The following is a 19,122-nucleotide window of genomic DNA, read 5'->3' on the forward strand; positions in this document are numbered from 1 at the left end:
AACAGGCTTTAGTGAATTTTACTGGGAATGGCCAGCCTGAATACCGGGATCTCAACCTGGAACGTGGTGCCCTGTTGATCAATCATCTCGTAGTGGCCCTGCATGGTGCCCATTGGCGTTTCAAGTACCGCACCGCTGGTATACTGGAACTCGTTACCCGCCGCAATGTGCGGCTGCTCGCCAATCACGCCTTCACCCTGAACTTCCGTTTCACGACCGTTGCCGTTAGTAATCAACCAGTAGCGGCTGAGCAGCTGTACGGCGGACTGCCCAAGGTTGCGAATGGTAATGGTGTAAGCGAAAACGTAGCGGTCCTCTTCCGGGGAAGACTGCGAAGGTATCCAGACGCTCTGCACGTGAACACAAACCCTGGGCGTGTCGGTCATGAATCAGTTCTCCTGCGGCTGAGGATGCGCAATCAGCCAGTTTGCCAGCTGGCAATACTGTGCCACCGAGATATTCTCAGCGCGTAAAATCGGATCGATATTCATCTCTTCCAGAACCTCGGTAGTAAACAGGTGACCAAGGCTGTTACGCAGCGTTTTACGACGCTTGCCGAAGGCTTCCGTGGTAATCCGGCTCAGGGTGCGGATATCCTCTACGGGATACGGCAAACTGGCGTAGGGTACCAGGCGAACCACCGCGGAATCGACTTTAGGCGCGGGCGTGAAGGAGGCCGGCGGCACTTCGAGTACCGGAATTATCTGGCAATAGTACTGCGCCATCACCGACAGGCGCCCATACGCTTTACTGCCCGGCCCGGCAACCAGCCGATTCACCACCTCTTTTTGCAGCATAAAATGCATGTCGCGGATCGCATCAGTATAGCTGAAAAGGTGGAACATCAACGGCGTGGAGATGTTATACGGCAGGTTGCCGAATACGCGCAGCGCCTGACCCTGCTCGCGTGCATAGGCGGCAAAGTCAAAGGTCATGGCATCCTGCTGGAAAATCGTCAGTTTGGGGCCGAGAAACGGATGCGTTTGCAGACGTGCGGCCAAATCGCGATCCAGCTCAATCACCGTCATGCGTTCAAGACGTTCGCCGACCGGTTCGGTCAACGCGCCCAGGCCGGGACCGATTTCGACAACGGCTTCGCCTGGCTGCGGGTGAATGGCGGAGACAATACTGTCGATAATGTACGGATCGTTAAGGAAGTTCTGGCCGAAACGCTTGCGGGCGAAGTGGCCCTGATGGACGCGATTATTCATTGACATTCAATCATGGTGATGGCGAGGTTAAGCGCCGTAGTAAAGCTGCCCGCATCAGCGCTGCCAAGGCCAGCCAGCTCAAGAGCGGTGCCGTGATCGACGGAGGTGCGGATAAAAGGCAGGCCGAGGGTGATATTCACCGCCCGTCCAAACCCCTGATATTTTAATACCGGCAGGCCCTGATCGTGGTACATCGCCAACACCGCATCGGCCTGTTGCAGATACTTGGGTTGAAACAGCGTGTCGGCCGGCAGCGGGCCGGTCAGTAACATGCCGCTGTTGCGCAGTTCGCTCAGCGCCGGGTTGATCACGTCAATCTCTTCGCGGCCCAAATGTCCGCTTTCTCCCGCGTGCGGATTCAGCCCGCAAACAAAAATATGCGGCGACGCGATGCCGAATTTACTTTGCAGATCGGCATGAAGAATGCCAATCGTTTCGAGCAGGCTTTCGCGAGTGATCGCGGCAGAGACGTCTTTCAGCGGAAGATGCGTGGTGGCGAGCGCGACGCGCAGCTCTTCGGTCGCCAGCATCATCACCACGCGCGCCCGACCGGCGCGCTCGGCGAAAAACTCAGTGTGGCCGCTGAAGGGGATACCGGCGTCGTTGATGACGCCCTTATGAACCGGGCCGGTGATCAGCGCAGCGAACTCGCCGTTCAGGCAGCCATCGCAGGCGCGAGCCAGCGTGTCGAGCACGTAATGACCATTCGCCACGCAGAGTTCACCTGGCCTGACCGGCTGTTGGACGGGTACCGACAACACGGTGAGCGTTCCGGCCGCCTGCGGCTGTGCCGCCACGCCGGGCTGGTAATCGCGCAGCGTAAGGGGAAGCCCCAACGCCTGCGCACGCTGTCGCAGTACCACCGGATCGCCGCAAATGACCAGCTCAACGGGCCAGGCGCGCTGGGCAAGTTGAACGGTGAGATCGGGCCCGATCCCGGCGGGTTCGCCGGGCGTGATCACAACACGTGCGTTACTGCGCATTCGTATCCAGAATCTTCACGTAGGCCGATGCACGCTGTTCCTGCATCCAGGTCTGGGCCTCTTCCGCAAATTTGCGGTTAAACAACAGACGATAGGCGCGCTCTTTCTGCGCGGCATCGGTCTTATCGACCTTACGCGTGTCCATTAACTGAATCAGATGCCAGCCGAACGAGGAGTGAACCGGCGCGCTCATCTGGCCTTTATTCAGGCGCAGCAGCGCGTCGCGGAACGCAGGATCGTAGATTTCCGGTGAACTCCAGCCCAGATCGCCGCCCTGATTCGCGGAACCCGGATCCTGAGAAAGCTGTTTCGCCGCTTCAGCGAAGGTGGTTTTGCGGCTGTTAATATCCGCAGCAATCTGTTGCAGCTTCTGGCGCGCCTGATCGTCGGTCAGCACCGGCGATGGCTTCAGCAGGATATGACGGGCATGAACTTCGGTCACGGAGATGCTCTGCTTATCACCGCGCATGTCGTTAACTTTTAAAATATGAAAGCCAACGCCAGAACGAATCGGGCCGATAATGTCGCCTTTTTTCGCCGTCGACAGCGCCTGAGCAAACAGCGATGGCAGTTCCTGAATGCGACCCCAGCCCATGTTGCCGCCTTTTAAGGCCTGCGGATCGGAAGAGTAGGTGATGGCCAGCTTGCCGAAATCGGCGCCGCCTTTGCTTTCGCTGACTAACTGCTTCGCCAGCGTTTCCTGATCGTCAACCTGTTGTTGAGACGGGTTTTCCGGCAGCGGCAGCAAAATATGACTCAGGTTCAACTCGGTGCCTGCATCGTTCTGCGAGGCGACCTGTTTCGCCAGCGAATCCACCTCCTGCGGCAGAATGGTCACGCGGCGGCGCACTTCGTTATTGCGCACTTCGGCAATGGTCATCTCTTTGCGGATCTGCTCGCGGTAGGTGGCGTAGTTCATGCCGTCATAAGCCAGACGGCTACGCAGCTGATCCATGCTCATCTTGTTCTGCGCGGCAATATTGCCAATGGCCTGATCGAGCTGGGCATCGGAAATTTGCATGCCGCCCTGTTTGGCCATTTGCAACAAAATATTGTCCATGACCAGGCGTTCAACGATCTGGTGGCGCAGCGTTTTGTCATCCGGTAACTGCTGACCCGCCTGCTGGGCCTGCCCTTTCACTGACTGCATCATGCCGTCAACGTCACTTTCCAGAACCACGCCGTTATTCACGACGGCGGCAACTTTATCAACAACCTGCGGGGCTGCAAACGCGGTGCTGGCTGTCAGCGCTGCACCAAGGATCAGCATTCTCCAGTTCTTCATACCTTTTCCATTCTTCTATCCGCACTGCGGGTTTGCATACTATCGAACAACATCAGAAAGAGCGCTGGTACGGCAGGATACCCTGACGAAGCATTTCACCCGTGCCCAAACTGTACGAAGGACTCAGACCCCGTAGCTCAATGTTGAATGAGATTTTATTGTCATACTTACTGCTGTCGTTTTCCCAACTGGTGATCTTCCGCTCGTAGCCGAGACGAATCGCGTAACAGCAGGAGCTGTATTGCACGCCAAGCAGCTGGTCGGCCGGTTGTTTCGCTTTGGTATCGTAATACCATGCGCCTACTACTGACCAGGCGTCGGCAATCGGCCAGCTGGCCGTGGTGCCTACCTGTGAAATCCCCTGCTGATAGCCGGGGTTTCTGACCTGACTTAAGGTTTGCTCAATGTACTCCGGGCTGGTATAGCGATAGTTCAGCTGTACCATGCGGTCGGCGTCGCGACGGTACTCCAGTACGGCATTGCCCTGCGAAACATCATCAAGGCGCGTATCGTACTGAACGCCGCCGCGCGCCCCCCAGCGATCGCTGATCTTCCAGTAAGTGTCGCCTGCCCACACCAGGCTGCCACGGTCGTCGTTGTCTGCCGTCGACAGGCCGGTACGGGAAGGCGTGAACGAGTAGATTTGACCTATAGAAGCGTTAAAACGTTCAACCAGATCGTTATCAAAAATTCGCGTGGTCACGCCGCTGGTTAACTGGTTGGCGGAGGCAATACGATCAAGACCGCTGTAGGTACGGTCGCGGAACAGGCCGGTGTAATCACTTTGCAGCAGCGTGGAGTCGTAGGCGCGAATGTCGCTCTGATCGCGATAGGGAATATAGAGGTACTGCATACGCGGTTCCAGCGTCTGCGTATAGCCCGGCGACCAGTCCATATTACGATCGAACACCATTTTGCCATCCATTTTAAACTGCGGCATGGTGCGGTTAACGGTGCTTTTCAGCTGGTTAACTTTAGTGGTGTCGACATTGTCGTTGTAGTACTCAATATTCTCCTGCTGATAGTGCGTCGCCAGCAGTTTCGCTTCCGTATTCAGGCTGCCCCAGCCGTTAGAGAGCGGCAGATTAATCGTGGGTTCAACGTGCAGGCGCGTCGCGTCAGGATAGTCGTCGTTCACGTTAGTGAATTTGACCGCCTGCGCATAGAGATGCGTATCAAACGGCCCGACGTCGTTCTGATAATAGTTGTAATCTAACTGCGGCTCGGCACGGTAAACGTCATTATTGGCATTGGTTGAGAAGATCTGGAACTGCTTGGTTGATAAGGTCGCATCCCAGTTCTTTTCGGCGTAACCCACGCTGAATTTCTGCGTGACGTAGCCGTCAGTCGAGTTACCGTAGGTCGAATCCAGATCGGTGAAGTAGTAAGGATCGCTGACCTTGGTGTAATCGACGTCGAAGCGCCAGTTCTGCTCGTAGACGCCGGAATGCTTCCAGAAGAACAGCCAGCGATTCGAATCTTTCTCATCGGAAATGTTGCGCGCATCAGCGTCTTTGTTGAACTGATCGTCGGTCGGCAGGTAGTCGAACTCCATCAGCCCCGCGCCCGCTTTAGTCAGGTAGCGGAACTCATTCTGCCATTGTAAGCCGCGCTTGCTCATATAGTGCGGCGTGATAGTGGCATCGGCCTGCGGCGCAATGTTCCAGTAATAGGGCAGAATGAATTCAAACCCGTTGGAACTGCCATATTTGGCGTTCGGGATCAGAAAACCTGAACGGCGGCGGTCGCCGATCGGCAACTGCAAATAGGGGCTGTAGAGCACCGGCACTGCGCCGATTTTAAAGCGAGCGTTCCAGATTTCAGCAACCTGCTCTTCACGATCCTCAATCACCTCGGTTCCCGCCACGCTCCAGCTGTTATCGCCGGGCAGACAAGACGTGAACGTTCCGTTTTCAAGAATGGTGTAGCGATTTTGTCCGCGCTGCTTCATCTGATCGCCGGTGCCGCGGCCCTGGCGACCCACCATCTGGTAAGAACCGTCCCAGACGTTGGTGTCTTTGGTATTCAGGTTCGACCAGGCTTTCGGACCTTTCAGGATGACCTGATTATCGTCGTAATGTACATTTCCTAACGCATCAACGGTCCGAACCGGCGTGGCCTCTCCGGGCTGCTGCTTCTGATGAAGCTGCACTTCGTCAGAGAGCATGCGGCTGTTGCCCTGCTGAATATCGACGTTACCGCTGAATACCGCGTTATCGGGATAGTTACCCTTCGCCTGGTCGGCATTAATCGTTACCGGCAGATCGTTGGTATTCTTGCCCTCAATCAGCGGACGATTATAGCTGGGCACGCCCAGCATACACTGCGAGGCGAGATCGTCGGCCAGACCCTGCTGGCTGTAGAGCGCTGAACCGATAAGCGTGGCCAGCAAAGTAGGTAGTCTTTTTTTCATACGCGGTATCGAAAATTCCGTGATAGCTGGCATCATGCCGACAAACGGTCAGAGACTAACGTACTCAACTGCGTTGCGCTAGTGCTATGCCCTTCATCTTACAATTTACAGACGCGTTGCCGTTAGGCTCGTGGCGAAATGACAGGTATGATAATGCAATTTTCAGCCGGGAGCATGGCGAATTGAGGAGTATATGCGCTATTGGGGAAAAGTAATTGGCCTTGTGCTGGGTTTGTTAAGCGGCGCCGGCTTTTGGGGAGTGGCCTTCGGCCTGCTGATTGGTCATCTGTTTGATAAAGCGCGCGCGATAAAAGGGCAGGGCTACTTCGCCAATCAGCAAACGCGTCAAACGCTGTTCTTCAGCACCACCTTTCAGGTGATGGGCCATCTGACCAAGTCAAAAGGGCGGGTGACCGACGCCGACATACAGATGGCGTCGCTGCTGATGGACAGAATGCAGCTGCACGGCGAAGCCAGAACTGCCGCACAGCGCGCCTTTCGCGAAGGCAAAGAGAGCGGCTATCCGCTGCGCGAAAGACTCCGCGAACTGCGCAGCGCCTGCTTTGGTCGTTTCGATCTGATCCGTATGTTTCTGGAAATTCAGATTCAGGCGGCGTTCGCCGACGGCTCGCTTCATCCCAACGAGCGTCAGGTGCTCTACGTGATCGCAGAAGAGTTGGGTATATCTCGCCTACAGTTCGACCAGTTTCTGAAAATGATGGAAGGCGGTCAGCAGTTTGGCGGCGGGCACAGCTACCAGCAGTCAGGCGGCTTTAACCCGGGCCGGCAGCGCGGGCCGACGCTGGAAGCCGCATGCAGCGTGCTCGGCGTAAAACGCAGCGACGACGCCGCCACCATTAAACGCGCCTACCGCAAGCTGATGAGCGAGCACCATCCCGACAAACTGGTGGCCAAAGGGCTGCCGCCGCAAATGATGGAGATGGCGAAGGAAAAGGCGCAGGAGATCCAGGCGGCTTACGACCTGATCAAGCGCGAAAAAGGCTTTAAGTAACCTCGGGAGCGGTCTGCTCCCGGTTCAATACGCTAAAAGTCCGCCGGTTGGCGAAAGGTCATCGGCGTTTTATACAGCGGATGGGTGATGGTCAGCGTCTCTGCATGAAGCTGTAAACGGGGCGCCATCAGCCGTGCGGCGTCGTCAGCGTAAAAGTTATCGCCTAAAATCGGATGCCCCAGCGCCTGCATATGCACGCGTAGCTGATGGGAGCGTCCGGTGATGGGCTTAAGCTGCATGCGCGCGCAGTTGTCCTTCTCATATTCCAGCACCTGATAGAGCGTTTGTGCCGGTTTTCCGGTGTCAAAACAGACCTTCTGCTTTGGCCGGTTCGGCCAGTCGCAAATCAGCGGTAAATCCACCAGGCCTTTCTCCTGCGCCGGATGTCCCCAGACGCGGGCGATGTAGGTTTTCTGCGGCTCCCGCTCGCGAAACTGTCGCTTCAGCTCGCGCTCGGCGGCCTTGTTCAGCGCCACCACGAGAACGCCGCTGGTCGCCATATCCAGACGATGCACCGACTCCGCCGTGGGAAAATCGCGCTGAATACGCGTCATCACGCTGTCCTTGTGCTCTGCCAGACGGCCCGGCACGGAGAGCAGTCCGCCTGGCTTATTCACCACCATGATTGCGCTGTCCTGATAGAGGATGTGCAGCCAGGGCTCTTGCGGTGGGTTATAGGGTTCCATTTCTTTGCCTGTAAAGGGCGGATTGCGCCGCCCTTGCGAAGTTACTGATGCGTAACGACGATCAGGCGCAGCGCGTCAAGACGCCAGCCCGCATCGTTAAGCGCGGACAACACCTGTTCGCGATTGCTCTCCAGCGCGTCGATCTCATCCTGACGAATGTTCGGATTGACGGCACTGAGCGCAGAAAGGCGCGACAGTTCCGCGCTGAGCTTCTCATCGGCCTCCTGACGCGCGGCATCAATGACGTTGCGCGCCTCGGCCGCCGCCTGATCTTCTGCCAGCGTCAGGATCGCATGCACATCCTGTTGCACCGCATTGACCAGCTTGCTGCCGTTATGGCGATTGACCGCATTGAGCTGACGGTTAAAGCTTTCAAACTCAACCTTGCCCGCCAGGTTGGTTCCCTGACGATCGACCAGCATTCTGATCGGCGTGGGCGGCAGGAAGCGCGTGAGCTGAAGATGGCGCGGCGCCTGCGCTTCCACCACGTAAATCAGCTCCAGCAGCAGCGTGCCGACCGGCAGCGCCTTATTTTTCAGCAGCGAAAGCGCGCAGCTTCCGGTATCGCCGGAGAGGATCAGATCCAGTCCGTTACGAATGATCGGATGCTCCCAGGTCACATACTGCGCATCTTCCCGTGAAAGCGCCTGGGCGCGATCGAAGGTGATGGTGCAGCCATCCTCCGGCAGGCCCGGAAAGTCCGGCACCAGCATGTGATCGCCCGGCGTGAGTACGATCAGATTATCGCTGCGATCTTCCTGATTGATGCCGACAATATCGAACAGGTTAAGCGCAAAGTTAACCAGCTCAATATTATTATCCTGCTCGCTGATGACGTCCGCCAGCGCCTGCGCTTTTTCGCCGCCGTTGGAGTGCAGCTCCAGCAGGCGATCGCGTCCCTGTTCAAGCTGCGCTTTCAGGGCCGCGTGCTCTTTACGGCATTCGTCGATGAATGCATCCAGCCCTTCGGTATTTTCCGGTGCGGCGAGGAATGAGACCAGCTGCGGCTGTACCCGATCGTAAATGGCGCGGCCGGTCGGACAGGTGTGTTCGAAAGCGTCCAGCCCTTCGTGATACCAGCGGATCAGCACCGACTGCGCCGTTTTTTCCAGATAAGGAACGTGGATCTGAATATCATGAACCTGACCAATACGATCCAGGCGGCCGATGCGCTGCTCCAGCAGATCCGGGTTGGCAGGCAGGTCGAACATCACCATCTGGCTGGCGAACTGGAAGTTACGCCCTTCAGAGCCGATTTCAGAACAGAGCAGCACCTGCGCGCCATCCTCTTCTGACGCAAACCAGGCGGCGGCGCGGTCGCGTTCGATAATGGACAAGCCTTCATGGAACACCGCCGCACGGATGCCTTCGCGCTCGCGCAGTACCTGCTCAAGCTGAAGGGCGGTATCGGCTTTGGCGCAGATCACCAGCACTTTCTGGTCACGGTGGCTGGTGAGAAAGCCCATCAGCCACTCAACGCGCGGATCAAAGTTCCACCAGGTGCCGCTGTCGCCTTCAAATGCCTGATAAATCTGTTCGGGATAGAGCATGTCGCGGGCGCGCTCATCAACGCTTTTACGGCTGCTCATGATCCCGGAGACTTTAATGGCGGTTTGGTACTGCGTCGGCAGCGGCAGACGGATCTGATGGAGTTCGCGATGCGGGAAACCCTTCACGCCGTTGCGCGTGTTGCGAAACAGCACGCGGCTGGTGCCGTGACGATCCGTCAGCATGCTAATCAACGCCTGACGCGCTTCGTGCTTGCCCGCGCCGTCGCCGTTGGCCGTTTGCAGCAGTGGCTCAATATCCTCTTCACCCATCAGATCGTTAAGCAGATTCATCTCCTGCTGGCTGATGGATTTATCGGCCAGCAGCATCGCCACCGCATCGGCAATCGGGCGGAAGTGCTGCTGCTCCTCAACAAAAGCGGCAAAGTCGTGGAAGCGATCCGGGTCCAGCAGTCGCAGACGCGCAAAATGGCTCTCCATACCTAACTGTTCCGGCGTGGCGGTGAGCAGCAGCACGCCGGGGATCTGCGCGGCAAGCTGCTCAATAACCTGATATTCACGACCTGGCTTGCCCTCTTCCCAGGCGAGGTGATGCGCTTCATCAACCACCATCAGGTCCCAGCAGGCATCGGCCAGCTTTTCCAGGCGCGGCTTGCTGCGGCGCACGAAATCCAGCGAGCAGATAATCAGTTGTTCAGTTTCGAAGGCGTTGTCGCTGTCCAGTTCGGCCTGCGCGTAGCGCTCGTCGTCAAACAGGGCGAAGCGCAGGTTAAAGCGACGCAGCATCTCGACCAGCCACTGGTGCTGGAGCGTTTCGGGTACGACGATCAGCACGCGCTCGGCGCGGCCTGCCAGCAATTGCTGGTGAATGATCATGCCGGCTTCGATGGTTTTCCCCAGGCCGACTTCGTCCGCCAGCAGCACGCGTGGCGCATGGCGGCGCCCGACGTCATGCGCGATATGCAACTGATGCGGGATCAGGCTGGTGCGCATCCCGCGCAGGCCGCTTACCGACAGGCGATACTGCTCGCTGTGATATTTACGTGCGCGAAAGCGCAGGGCGAAGCGATCCATGCGATCGAGCTGACCGGCGAACAGCCGATCCTGCGGTTTGCTGAACGCAAGCTTGCTGTCCAGCATCACTTCGCGCAGCGACACGCCCGGTTCAGCGGTATCCAGTCGCGTACCCACGTAGGTGACCAGATCGTTTTCCGTTACCACCTCATCGACGACTAACTGCCAGCCTTCATGGCTGGTGACGGTATCGCCCGGATTAAATATCACGCGGGTTACGGGAGAATCGCTTCTGGCGTAATGACGGTTTTCACCGGTGGCAGGAAAAAGCAGCGTCACCATGCGCGGTTCTACCGTGACGACAGTTCCCAATCCCAGTTCGCTTTCCGTATCGCTTATCCAGCGTTGACCAAGTGTAAAAGGCATAAATATTCGGCTCGATTCTCGTAAGATGATTTCAGATTTTTTGAGGCAACAGTACAACCGCCCGGCGCAGACGCCCGGCAGGAGGGTTCAGATAATCAGGAAGGGCGCTATGGTACTGGAAGGCCGCGCGTTCGTCACCTGTCAAAAAAGCCCCAGTTGTCCGGTAACCAGTGTAGCAAAGTCATCCTGCAAAAAAGGAAGGATGCCGTCGGCCACCGGCTGAAGCTGACGCTCCAGGTAATGTTCATAGTCAAACGGCGTCGTGCGCGCCTCCAGCGGCTCCGGCCCTGACGTGGCCATCACGTAGCGAATGCGCCCGCCGTTCTGGTAGAGCAGCGGGCGGCCCAGCTTCTGATTCTGTTCATCGGCAATGCGCGCGGCGCGCACGTGCGGCGGCACATTGCGCTGATAGTCACTGAGGGGGCGACGCAGCCGCTTGCGGTAAACCAGCTGCGCGTCCAGTTCGCCCTCAAGCAGCTGTCGCACCGTTTCGCGAATGTAATCCTGATAGGGTTCGCCTTTGAAAATTTTCAGGTAGAGCGTCTGCTGAAACTGCTGCGCCAGCGGTGTCCAGTCGGTACGCACCGTCTCCAGCCCTTTGAACACCATTTTTTCTTCGCCGCCGGTGCAAATCAGTCCGGCATAGCGCTTTTTACTGCCCTGCTCGGCGCCGCGAATGGTTGGCATCAGAAAGCGGCTGAAATGCGTTTCATACTCCAGCTCCAGCGCGCTTTGCAGACCGTATTCCGCAAGAAGGTGTTCGCGCCACCAGCCGTCGATTTTATCCACCAGGCGCCGCCCGATTTCAGCCGCCGCGGCCTCATCGTGCGGGGTTTTCAGCCAGACGAAGGTGGAATCGGTGTCGCCATAAATCACGTCATAACCTTCCGCTTCAATCAGCGTTCTGGTCTGACGCATGATCTCATGGCCGCGCAGAGTGATAGACGACGCCAGTCGCGGATCGAAAAAGCGGCAGGCGCTGGTGCCGAGCACGCCATAAAACGCGTTCATGATGATTTTCAGCGCCTGTGAGAGCGGCTTGTTGCCCTGTTTTTTGGCCCTTTCGCGGCCCAGCCAGATCTGGCTGACGATTTCCGGCAGGCAGTGATTACTGCGCGAGAAGCGCGCGCCGCGAAAGCCGCTGACCGAATCGGCGTCATCAGGATGCGCCAGCCCCTCAATCAGGCCGACCGGATCGATCAGGAAGGTACGAATAATCGAGGGATAGAGGCTTTTGTAATCCAGCACCAGCACCGAGTCGTAGAGGCCGGGACGCGAATCCATCACATAGCCGCCGGGACTGGCCTCCGGCGCCACTTCACCCATCCCTGGCGCAACGAAACCGGCGCGGTGCATGCGCGGCAGATAGAGATGGCTGAACGCGGCGACGGAGCCGCCGTGGCGATCCACCGGCAGACCGTTAACCGACGCGCGCTCCAGCAGGAAAGGCATCAGTTCGGTATGCTGAAAAATCCGCGTCACCAGCTCGCAGTCCTTCAGGTTGTAGCGTGCCAGCGCGGGCTTGTCTTCTGCAAAGCGCTGATCGATCTCCTGCATACGATCCCAGGGATTATCAATCGCTTTACCTTCACCGAGCAGCGTCTGAGAAACCGTTTCAAGGCTGAACGAACTGAAGTTCCAGAATGCGGATTTCAGCGCGTCGATACCGTCGATAATCAGCCGACCGGTGGCCTGAGCAAAAAATACGCCGGGCTTGAAGCCGTGTTCGCGCCACTCAAGCGCCTCGTTGTTACGGCCCAGACGCAGCGGAATAGCGTAGCGGTCGGCGTGCTTTTGTAGCATGCGCAGATCGAACTGCACCACGTTCCAGCCGATCAGCACATCGGGATCGTGGCGGGCGAACCAGGCGTTAAGCTGCTCCAGGAGCTGCGGGCGGCTGGTCACATAATGCAGGTTAAAATCCAGCCCGCGCGCGTCGCCGTTTTCCGGGCCAAGCATGTAGACATCGCGCTGGCCGCACCCCTCCAGACCGATACAATACAGCTCGCCGTGGCGCGTGGTTTCAATATCCAGCGATACCCACTTCAGGGGCGGACGGTAGTCGGGATGGGGTTTAAGGCGCGCGTTAATCAGGCTGGCGCCGTGCGCCTCGCCGCTGAACCACACCGGTGCGGTAATGAAGCGCTCCATGAGAAAGCGGTCGGGCGGACGGACGTCGGCTTCGTAAACCATGATGCCGTTTTCACGCAGCAGTTTTTCCAGCTTCAGTAGCTGACGATAGTGCGTGCAGTAGAGGCCGAAAACCGGGCGCTGGCGGAAATCTTTCAGGGTCAGCGCAGCGAGTCGACAATGGCGCTCCTGTTTGAGCAGCGCGACGGTTTGCGCCCGGTAAGCTTCCGGTATAAAGGCAACGGACTCCTGCGCAGGCAGCACCACGCGCTGCGGGCCCTGGTCGGTCGCCAGCCAAAGCACCACTTCCGTTCCCGTTGACGTATCACGCCAGTGGCGGGTCAGCACAAAGCCTGCGCGCGCGTTATTCACCCGATGCCCCTTTTGATGATGAAGTGAGCGATAATAGCATGTTTATTTATACAGTGTCTTCAGGCGGGTTTGGTGTGGCTGCGCGCACCGTCAGCATTCCCATACAAAACATCCCTTGACGGCATGTTAACGGCTCAGGACAATCCGTGCTCCAATCAGCAGAGTGTGGATTGTATGGAAGCCTGGCTGCAACATTTAATTACGCAATCCCTGGCCTGGTCGTTACTGGCCGTCGGGCTGATCGCCTTTTTCGAATCGCTGGCGCTGGTGGGGCTGTTACTGCCCGGCACGGTGCTGATGGCCTCTTTCGGCGCGCTGATTGGCAGCGGTCAGGTCGGGCTCTATCCGGCCTGGGGCGCCGGTATCATTGGTTGCCTGGCGGGAGACTGGATCTCCTGGTTTATCGGCTGGCAGTTTAAAGGCCCGCTGCACCGCTGGTCGTTTATTAAAAAGCATCAGGCACTGATGAATAAGACCGAACATGCGCTTCATCAGCACAGCATGTTTACGATTATTGTTGGTCGTTTTGTCGGGCCGACGCGCCCGCTGATCCCGCTGGTGGCAGGCATGCTTGAGCTACCGCTCAAGAAATTCATTCCGCCTAATCTGATTGGCTGCCTGCTGTGGCCGCCGCTTTACCTGATGCCCGGCATACTGGCAGGGGTGGCGATCGATGTCCCAAAGGACGCCCACAGCGACGGGTTCACATGGCTGCTGTTGGCGGTGGCGCTGCTTGTCTGGCTGGGCGGGTGGCTGTGCTGGCGCTGGCTGCGTGCGAAAAAACAGTCTGACTGGGCGACGTCTTATCTGCCTGCCGCGCGCCTGCGCTGGCTGGCGCCGTTAACGGTCGTGGTGGCGCTCGGCAGCCTGGCAGCAATCCAGTTCCATCCCATGATGCCGCTGTTCCGTCATCTTCTCTGGCAGGTGTTTATCGGACGTTAACGCCCAGCACTTTTGCTTCCTGCACCTCGCCGTTGAGTAGTGCTGCGGTGCTGCCGTCCCAGTAAACGCGCCCTTCGACGATCAAAATGCTGCGTTCTGCGATGCGCGCAGCGTCTTCCAGACTGTGTGACACCATCAATAGCGTGATAGCGCGCTCCCTGCACACTTCATCGACCAGGTGCAGCATCTCGTTGCGCAGTGCCGGATCGAGCGCCGAGAACGGCTCATCCAGCAACAGCACCGGCTGCCGCCGCACCAGGCAACGCGCCAGCGCGGCACGCTGGCGCTGGCCGCCGGAAAGCTCGCCAGGCAGACGCGACAGGTATGCCGTCAGGCCGACGCGTTCAGCGATGGCGTGCAGCTGTGCGGTTTGCGCCGGTTTCAGTCGCAGGCCGGGATGCAGCCCTAAACCGATATTTTGCGCCACCGTCAGATGGGGAAACAGATTGTTTTCCTGAAACAGCATCGATACCGGGCGCTGCGCGGGCGGCGTACGATCGTGCGCCTCGCCGTTAATGCGCAGGCTGCCGCTTTCGGCGTGAATAAAACCGGCAATCAGGCTCAGCAAAGTGCTTTTTCCCGCGCCGCTGGGGCCGAGCACCGCCACTCTTTCTCCCTGGTGAACGGTAAAAGAGAAACGCATTGGCAGGTGATGATAGAGCCAGGTGAGATCAGTCAGCGTTAGCATGGCGCCCCGGTAGTTTTTCAATCAGCGTAAAAAGTAAAAAGCAGAGCAGCAGCAGCAGCAGGGCGGTGACCGCGCCGTCCGCGCTGCGGTAAGCGCCAATCTGTTGATAGAGATAGAAAGGAAGCGTGCGAAACGCATCGTTGCCGAAAAGCGCCACCACGCCAAAATCGCCAATTGAGAGCACGCAGGCAAAGGCCAGCGCCTGCGCCAGCGGTCGCTTCAGCGCGCGCATTTCGATTAAACGCAGGCGATGCCAGCCACGAATATCCAGCGACAGGCAGAGCCGCCCGTAGCGTTCCGCCACGTCGCGCATCGGGTTTTCCAACACCTTCATTGCGTAAGGCACCGCCATCAGCGCGTTAGTGAATATCACCATGCCGTCCGCGCGCTGCGGCAGCCCGACGCTGGCGTTGAGCAGCAGAAAAAAGCCGGTCGCCAGTACAATCCCCGGCATCGCCAGGATCAGCATGCCGCTCAGTTCCAGCAGTTGACCAGGCAGGACATGCTGCCTGAGCCGCAGCTCGCGGCTGCTCCACAGCAGCATCATGGTCAGCGTGACGCTGACGACGCCCGCCCCCAGCGCAATACGCAGCGAGGTCAACGTCGCCTGCCACAGCGCGGGCTGATGGAACACCGCGTTCAGGCCCTGTCTGAGACCGTCCGCGATGACGGCCAGTAACGGCGGCAACAGCAACAGCAGCGCCAGCGCGATCGGCAAGGCATCAGTGATTTTCGCCCGCAGGCTATCCTGCGGGTCGCGCCAGCCGCCGACCACCGCGCTCCCTGACGGGATCGCCTTGCTCAATCGCTGACTCAGCATTACCAGACCGAGGCAGCAGACCATCTGGATCATTGCCAGCAGCGCCGCGCGGCCGGGATCGTAATCAAAACTGAGCGCCTGAAAGATCGCCAGTTCGAGAGTGGTGGCTTTAGGGCCGCCGCCCAGCGACAGAACGGTGGCGAAGCTGGCGAAGCAGAGCATAAAAATCAGCGCGCCGGCGGGGAAAATTTGCCGCCGCAGCCACGGCCATTCAACGACAGAAAAAAAGTGCCAGCCGCGCAGGCCCAGCTGCGCGGCCAGCTGGCGCTGCTCGCCGGGGATCTGCTCCAGCGCCTGAAGCAGCAGGCGCGCGGCAAGCGGAAGGTTGAAAAAAATATGCGCCAGCAGGATGCCCGCCAGGCCATAAGGCGAAAAGGTGTAATCAATGCCCAGCAGCGCGCAGAGCTTAGCCAGCCAGCCGGTTCTGCCGTACACGCTGAGTATGCCAAAAACGGCGACCAGCACCGGCAGTACCAGCGTCATTGCGCACAGGCGCAGCAGCAGCGCCCTGCCGGGAAAGCGCCTGCGGTATAGCGCCCGTGCCAGCGGCAGCGCAGGCAGCACCGAAAACAGCGCCGACAGAAAAGCCTGCCAGAAGGAGAAACGCAGCACGTGCCACAGATAGTCATCACGCCACAGCGCCTGCCACGCGATGTCCGGCGCGTGACAGAGCAGGGCGGTAAAGGCCAGCAGAGCGGTGGCGGTCAGTAGCGCTGCCGCCACGCTGCCGGGCAGCAGGCCCCTGATCAATGGCTGACGGCGCGTTGCCAGGCGGCAATCCACTGGCTGCGCTGGCGGGCTACCTCTTCCGGCGTGAACTGGAGCGTGGTAGCGGGAACGGTCAGCGTATCAAAACCGGCAGGCAGATCGCTTTTCACCGCCGGATACATCCAGTTGCCGGTCGGGATGGTCTGCTGAAAACGCTTATCCAGCACAAACTGCATGAATTTTTGCGCCAGCGCTGGTTGCTGACTGGCTTTCAACCGCCCGGCCACTTCAACCTGAAGATAGTGACCCTCGCTGAAATCTGCGGCGGCGTACTGAGTCTTTTTCTCTTCAATCAAATGGTAAGCCGGTGAAGTGGTATAGCTCAGAACCATATCGCCTTCGCCCTTCAGGAACAGCCCGTAGGCTTCGCTCCAGCCTTTGGTGACGGTGACGGTTTTCTTCGCCAGCTTCTGCCACGCGCCGTCGGCCTTGTCGCCGTAGACCTTTTGCATCCACAGCAGCAGCCCCAGGCCAGGCGTGCTGGTGCGCGGATCTTCGTAAATCACCCTGAGCGGACGATCGCTCTCGACCAGCTCTTTCAGGCTTTTTGGGGGATTCGGCAGTCTGGTTTTGTCGTAGACGAAGGCAAACCAGCCGTAGTCGTACGGAACGAAGGTCGCGTTATGCCAGCCGCCAGGCACGGCGGTGTTGCTGGCATCAACCTGCGCCGGGGCGAAGAGACCGGTTTTCTCTGCGGCGTCCAGCAGGTTATTGTCCAGCCCGAGCACCACGTCGGCCTTGCTGTTTTTTCCTTCCATCCGTAAACGGTTGAGCAGTGAAACGCCATCTTCCAGCGCAACGTACTTCAGTTCGCAGCCACAGTCGGCTTCAAACGCTTTTTTAATGGCTGGCCCCGGCCCCCAGTCGGCGGAGAACGAGTCATAGGTGTAGACCGTCAGCGTGGGCTTTGCGGCAGCGGCGGGCAGGGCGATGAGCATCAACAGTGGAAAAACTTTTTTTAACACTTTGCGTTCCTTGGTTGCAGGGCGTCGCAAAGGATCTGAGCAGATGGAGCAGTCTCAAATCCCTACGCCGGTATTATCCGGATCAGGTTCGACGGGTCAGTCTCAGCGAAAACAGACGTTTTTCGCACCCCGTTGAGAAGGCTTCATTCTAGTGCGTATGCGCGCGAAGCGAAAGGCCGACTACGCATCGGGCGGCGCAAACCAGGCGGAGGTGAAGTCGAACCAGCCCAGCGTGTTCATTCGCACGCCGCGCATGCCGCGTTCGCCCTCCAGCAGCAGCCAGTGGTGAAACAGCGGATGCAGGAAATCGCGCGCCAGCAGGCTCTGGCACCATTCCGCCAGCGACAGCGTCTGTTCCCGCCAGCGCTGCGCCTCCCGCAGCCAGTCGATCGGGATGCAGTGCTGCATTAGCGGAATGTCATACAACAGCGCGAAAAGGGAATATTCCAGCGGCAGCGTAAAGTTGGCGCTGCCCAGCCAGATATCGCTGGCGGCATCGCCCCGGTGCCAGCGCTCGTAATCCACCTGCTGCGTCACCAGCGTCACGCCGTGCGCCGCCAGCATCGGCGCAATGGCGTTAGCAATACCGACGTGCTCAATATGATCTGAATACCAGGTCAGCGTCAGCGTGGTCAGCCCTGCGGGTTTTTGTGGCGCATTGACGCCGCGCCGGTGATGCCAGCGCGGCAGCAGCCCCCAGGCGGGAAACCAGTAGCGCTGATAGCCCACGCCAAGGTGGTTCAGCAGCGCGATAGGATTCAACACCGCACTGACCCAGCGGCGGATCTCGTCGTTGCGGCCCTGTTCGGAACGACGGTCGAACAGCAGAAAATAGCAGCCTTCTTCGAGCCGGCTCTCTTCTGATTTTTCGCCTGCGCTGAGGCCCTCCAGCCTGACGCCAGCGTAAACCAGCTCCTCCGTAATATCCGGCAGCACCCAGATATTCACCTCGTCGATCAGCGCACGATAGCCAAAATAGTCGTCAAAGGCCCGAATGCGCAGCTGGGTTTGCTCATTGCGCACCACGGCATACGGCCCGGTTCCCACCGGCTGGCGGGCGAAACCGGGCAGCGTGGGCCACTCCTGCGGGAGGATCATCGCGCTGACGCTGGCCAGCAGCCAGGGCAGCCACCGGTCGGGCTGGCGCAAATGAACGTCCAGCGTCCAGGGCGCGGAAGAGGCCACGCGCTCAATATTGGCAAAGAGCGGCTGTGGACGCTGCCGTTCCAGCGTGCCGATCACGTCGTCCATATGCAGTTCGCGGCCGTGATGAAAGCGGATCGCCGGGCGCAAAAAAAAGCGCCAGTGAAGCGGCGTCACCGCCTGCCAGTGATGGGCGATATCCGGCTCGATTTCCCCGTTTTCCTCATTTATATGCGTCAGCCCGCTGAAAATCTGCCGCGCCAGATGCGTTTCCGAACGGCGCAGCGGCGTGCCGGGCAGCAGGTTGGGGAGGGAGCGGTAATAGAGTACGCGCAGGATGTGTTTGCCTTCGCGAAAGCTGCGCCCAAGGTGGGAAATCAGCATCTGACGCACGGCGTTTTTATCGCCAACCAGCTGCACCAACTGATCGATGCGATCCTGCTCAAGCAGATCTTCGGCGCGCTGCTGAGAAAGCGCCAGCCCGGTATAGAGAAAGGTAAGCGTTGAGCGTTTGCCTCTTCCGGCTTCAGCCTGCCACGACAGCCAGCCCGCTTTTTGCATTGCGTTCAGCAGGTTGCGCATGTGTCGGCGCGAACAGTTCAGCCGTTCGGCCAGATCGTTAAGGGTGGTTTCCTGCGTCTGGCCCTGACAGCTTTGCCACAGGCGGATGAACTGCTGCTGCATGCGCGGAGAAGACATAAAAGGGGAATCCTTGTCAGAAAGCAGACTGTTTTTTGTACCCTTTATTATGACGAT

At 58.7% G+C, this 19,122-nt stretch carries 14 protein-coding genes and 1 riboswitch; of the genes, 2 read left to right on the forward strand and 12 right to left on the reverse strand.

The genetic code is table 11. The features are described from left to right. Positions 1–8 precede the first annotated feature (8 nt). Genes apaG through lptD form a run of 5 tightly spaced genes read right to left on the reverse strand, consistent with a single transcriptional unit; the run spans position 9 to position 5,928 of the window. Entirely contained in the window at positions 9–386 is a 378-nt protein-coding gene (apaG, locus tag FA91_RS02445) for a Co2+/Mg2+ efflux protein ApaG (protein ID WP_034912203.1), read from the reverse strand. 3 nt (positions 387–389) lie between these two features. Further along, a complete protein-coding gene (gene rsmA / locus FA91_RS02450; RefSeq protein ID WP_034912204.1) occupies positions 390–1,211 on the reverse strand; it encodes a 16S rRNA (adenine(1518)-N(6)/adenine(1519)-N(6))-dimethyltransferase RsmA in 822 nt (273 codons plus the stop codon). Then, positions 1,208–2,194, reverse strand: coding sequence for a 4-hydroxythreonine-4-phosphate dehydrogenase PdxA (gene pdxA, locus FA91_RS02455; protein ID WP_034912207.1), 987 nt, complete (start codon positions 2,192–2,194; stop codon positions 1,208–1,210). Before pdxA ends, rsmA begins: the two co-directional genes overlap by 4 nt. Continuing rightward, on the reverse strand, positions 2,184–3,479 hold the full coding sequence (gene surA, locus FA91_RS02460; protein WP_034912209.1) for a peptidylprolyl isomerase SurA: 1,296 nt from the start codon (positions 3,477–3,479) through the stop codon (positions 2,184–2,186). The genes pdxA and surA overlap by 11 nt, the downstream gene beginning before the upstream one ends. 52 nt (positions 3,480–3,531) lie before the next feature. Next, positions 3,532–5,928: an LPS assembly protein LptD gene (gene lptD / locus FA91_RS02465; protein ID WP_034912211.1), complete on the reverse strand. Its 2,397-nt coding sequence runs from the start codon at positions 5,926–5,928 to the stop codon at positions 3,532–3,534. Positions 5,929–6,085: 157 nt separating this feature from the next. Here lptD and djlA point away from each other — a divergent pair, with 157 nt between their 5' ends. After that, positions 6,086–6,904 carry a co-chaperone DjlA gene (djlA, locus tag FA91_RS02470; RefSeq protein WP_034912212.1) on the forward strand — a complete coding sequence of 273 codons (819 nt, stop codon included), beginning with the start codon at positions 6,086–6,088 and terminating at the stop codon, positions 6,902–6,904. A gap of 32 nt (positions 6,905–6,936) precedes the next feature. Here djlA and rluA read toward each other — a convergent pair whose 3' ends face one another. From rluA to polB, 3 genes are all read right to left on the reverse strand, one after another. Then, positions 6,937–7,590, reverse strand: coding sequence for a bifunctional tRNA pseudouridine(32) synthase/23S rRNA pseudouridine(746) synthase RluA (gene rluA / locus FA91_RS02475; RefSeq protein ID WP_034912215.1), 654 nt, complete (start codon positions 7,588–7,590; stop codon positions 6,937–6,939). Between the two features lie 41 nt (positions 7,591–7,631). Further along, the gene (gene rapA, locus FA91_RS02480; RefSeq protein ID WP_034912216.1) at positions 7,632–10,538 is read right to left on the reverse strand and encodes an RNA polymerase-associated protein RapA; all 2,907 of its coding nucleotides are present in this window, start codon (positions 10,536–10,538) and stop codon (positions 7,632–7,634) included. Positions 10,539–10,679: 141 nt separating this feature from the next. Then, positions 10,680–13,040 (reverse strand): DNA polymerase II, encoded by a 2,361-nt coding sequence (polB, locus tag FA91_RS02485; RefSeq protein WP_034912218.1) that lies wholly within the window; start codon positions 13,038–13,040, stop codon positions 10,680–10,682. 174 nt (positions 13,041–13,214) lie between these two features. Between polB and FA91_RS02490 the strand changes: the two genes are divergently transcribed. Further along, positions 13,215–13,982 (forward strand): DedA family protein, encoded by a 768-nt coding sequence (locus FA91_RS02490; RefSeq protein ID WP_034912220.1) that lies wholly within the window; start codon positions 13,215–13,217, stop codon positions 13,980–13,982. Here FA91_RS02490 and thiQ read toward each other — a convergent pair. From thiQ to sgrR, 4 genes are all read right to left on the reverse strand, one after another. Next, positions 13,969–14,670: a thiamine ABC transporter ATP-binding protein ThiQ gene (gene thiQ, locus FA91_RS02495; RefSeq protein WP_034912223.1), complete on the reverse strand. Its 702-nt coding sequence runs from the start codon at positions 14,668–14,670 to the stop codon at positions 13,969–13,971. The genes FA91_RS02490 and thiQ overlap by 14 nt on opposite strands. After that, positions 14,654–16,261 (reverse strand): thiamine/thiamine pyrophosphate ABC transporter permease ThiP, encoded by a 1,608-nt coding sequence (gene thiP / locus FA91_RS02500; protein WP_034918844.1) that lies wholly within the window; start codon positions 16,259–16,261, stop codon positions 14,654–14,656. The genes thiQ and thiP overlap by 17 nt, the downstream gene beginning before the upstream one ends. Next, positions 16,237–17,223 carry a thiamine ABC transporter substrate binding subunit gene (thiB, locus tag FA91_RS02505; RefSeq protein ID WP_034912225.1) on the reverse strand — a complete coding sequence of 329 codons (987 nt, stop codon included), beginning with the start codon at positions 17,221–17,223 and terminating at the stop codon, positions 16,237–16,239. The genes thiP and thiB overlap by 25 nt, the downstream gene beginning before the upstream one ends. A gap of 41 nt (positions 17,224–17,264) precedes the next feature. Beyond that, a riboswitch (TPP riboswitch) is annotated at positions 17,265–17,365 on the reverse strand. Between the two features lie 38 nt (positions 17,366–17,403). Continuing rightward, on the reverse strand, positions 17,404–19,065 hold the full coding sequence (gene sgrR, locus FA91_RS02510; protein ID WP_034912227.1) for an HTH-type transcriptional regulator SgrR: 1,662 nt from the start codon (positions 19,063–19,065) through the stop codon (positions 17,404–17,406). Between the last annotated feature and the right edge of the window lie 57 nt (positions 19,066–19,122).

The sequence above is a fragment of the Erwinia sp. 9145 genome (assembly GCF_000745075.1).
Taxonomy (GTDB): domain Bacteria; phylum Pseudomonadota; class Gammaproteobacteria; order Enterobacterales; family Enterobacteriaceae; genus Erwinia; species Erwinia oleae.

What these genes read in the sequence shown, in the direction of transcription:
- apaG (WP_034912203.1), bottom strand. Translation starts at nt 386, where the DNA reads ATGACCGACACGCCCAGGGTTTGTGTTCACGTGCAGAGCGTCTGGATA.
- rsmA (WP_034912204.1), bottom strand. Translation starts at nt 1,211, where the DNA reads ATGAATAATCGCGTCCATCAGGGCCACTTCGCCCGCAAGCGTTTCGGC.
- pdxA (WP_034912207.1), bottom strand. Translation starts at nt 2,194, where the DNA reads ATGCGCAGTAACGCACGTGTTGTGATCACGCCCGGCGAACCCGCCGGG.
- surA (WP_034912209.1), bottom strand. Translation starts at nt 3,479, where the DNA reads ATGAAGAACTGGAGAATGCTGATCCTTGGTGCAGCGCTGACAGCCAGC.
- lptD (WP_034912211.1), bottom strand. Translation starts at nt 5,928, where the DNA reads ATGATGCCAGCTATCACGGAATTTTCGATACCGCGTATGAAAAAAAGA.
- djlA (WP_034912212.1), top strand. Translation starts at nt 6,086, where the DNA reads ATGCGCTATTGGGGAAAAGTAATTGGCCTTGTGCTGGGTTTGTTAAGC.
- rluA (WP_034912215.1), bottom strand. Translation starts at nt 7,590, where the DNA reads ATGGAACCCTATAACCCACCGCAAGAGCCCTGGCTGCACATCCTCTAT.
- rapA (WP_034912216.1), bottom strand. Translation starts at nt 10,538, where the DNA reads ATGCCTTTTACACTTGGTCAACGCTGGATAAGCGATACGGAAAGCGAA.
- FA91_RS02490 (WP_034912220.1), top strand. Translation starts at nt 13,215, where the DNA reads ATGGAAGCCTGGCTGCAACATTTAATTACGCAATCCCTGGCCTGGTCG.
- thiQ (WP_034912223.1), bottom strand. Translation starts at nt 14,670, where the DNA reads ATGCTAACGCTGACTGATCTCACCTGGCTCTATCATCACCTGCCAATG.
- sgrR (WP_034912227.1), bottom strand. Translation starts at nt 19,065, where the DNA reads ATGTCTTCTCCGCGCATGCAGCAGCAGTTCATCCGCCTGTGGCAAAGC.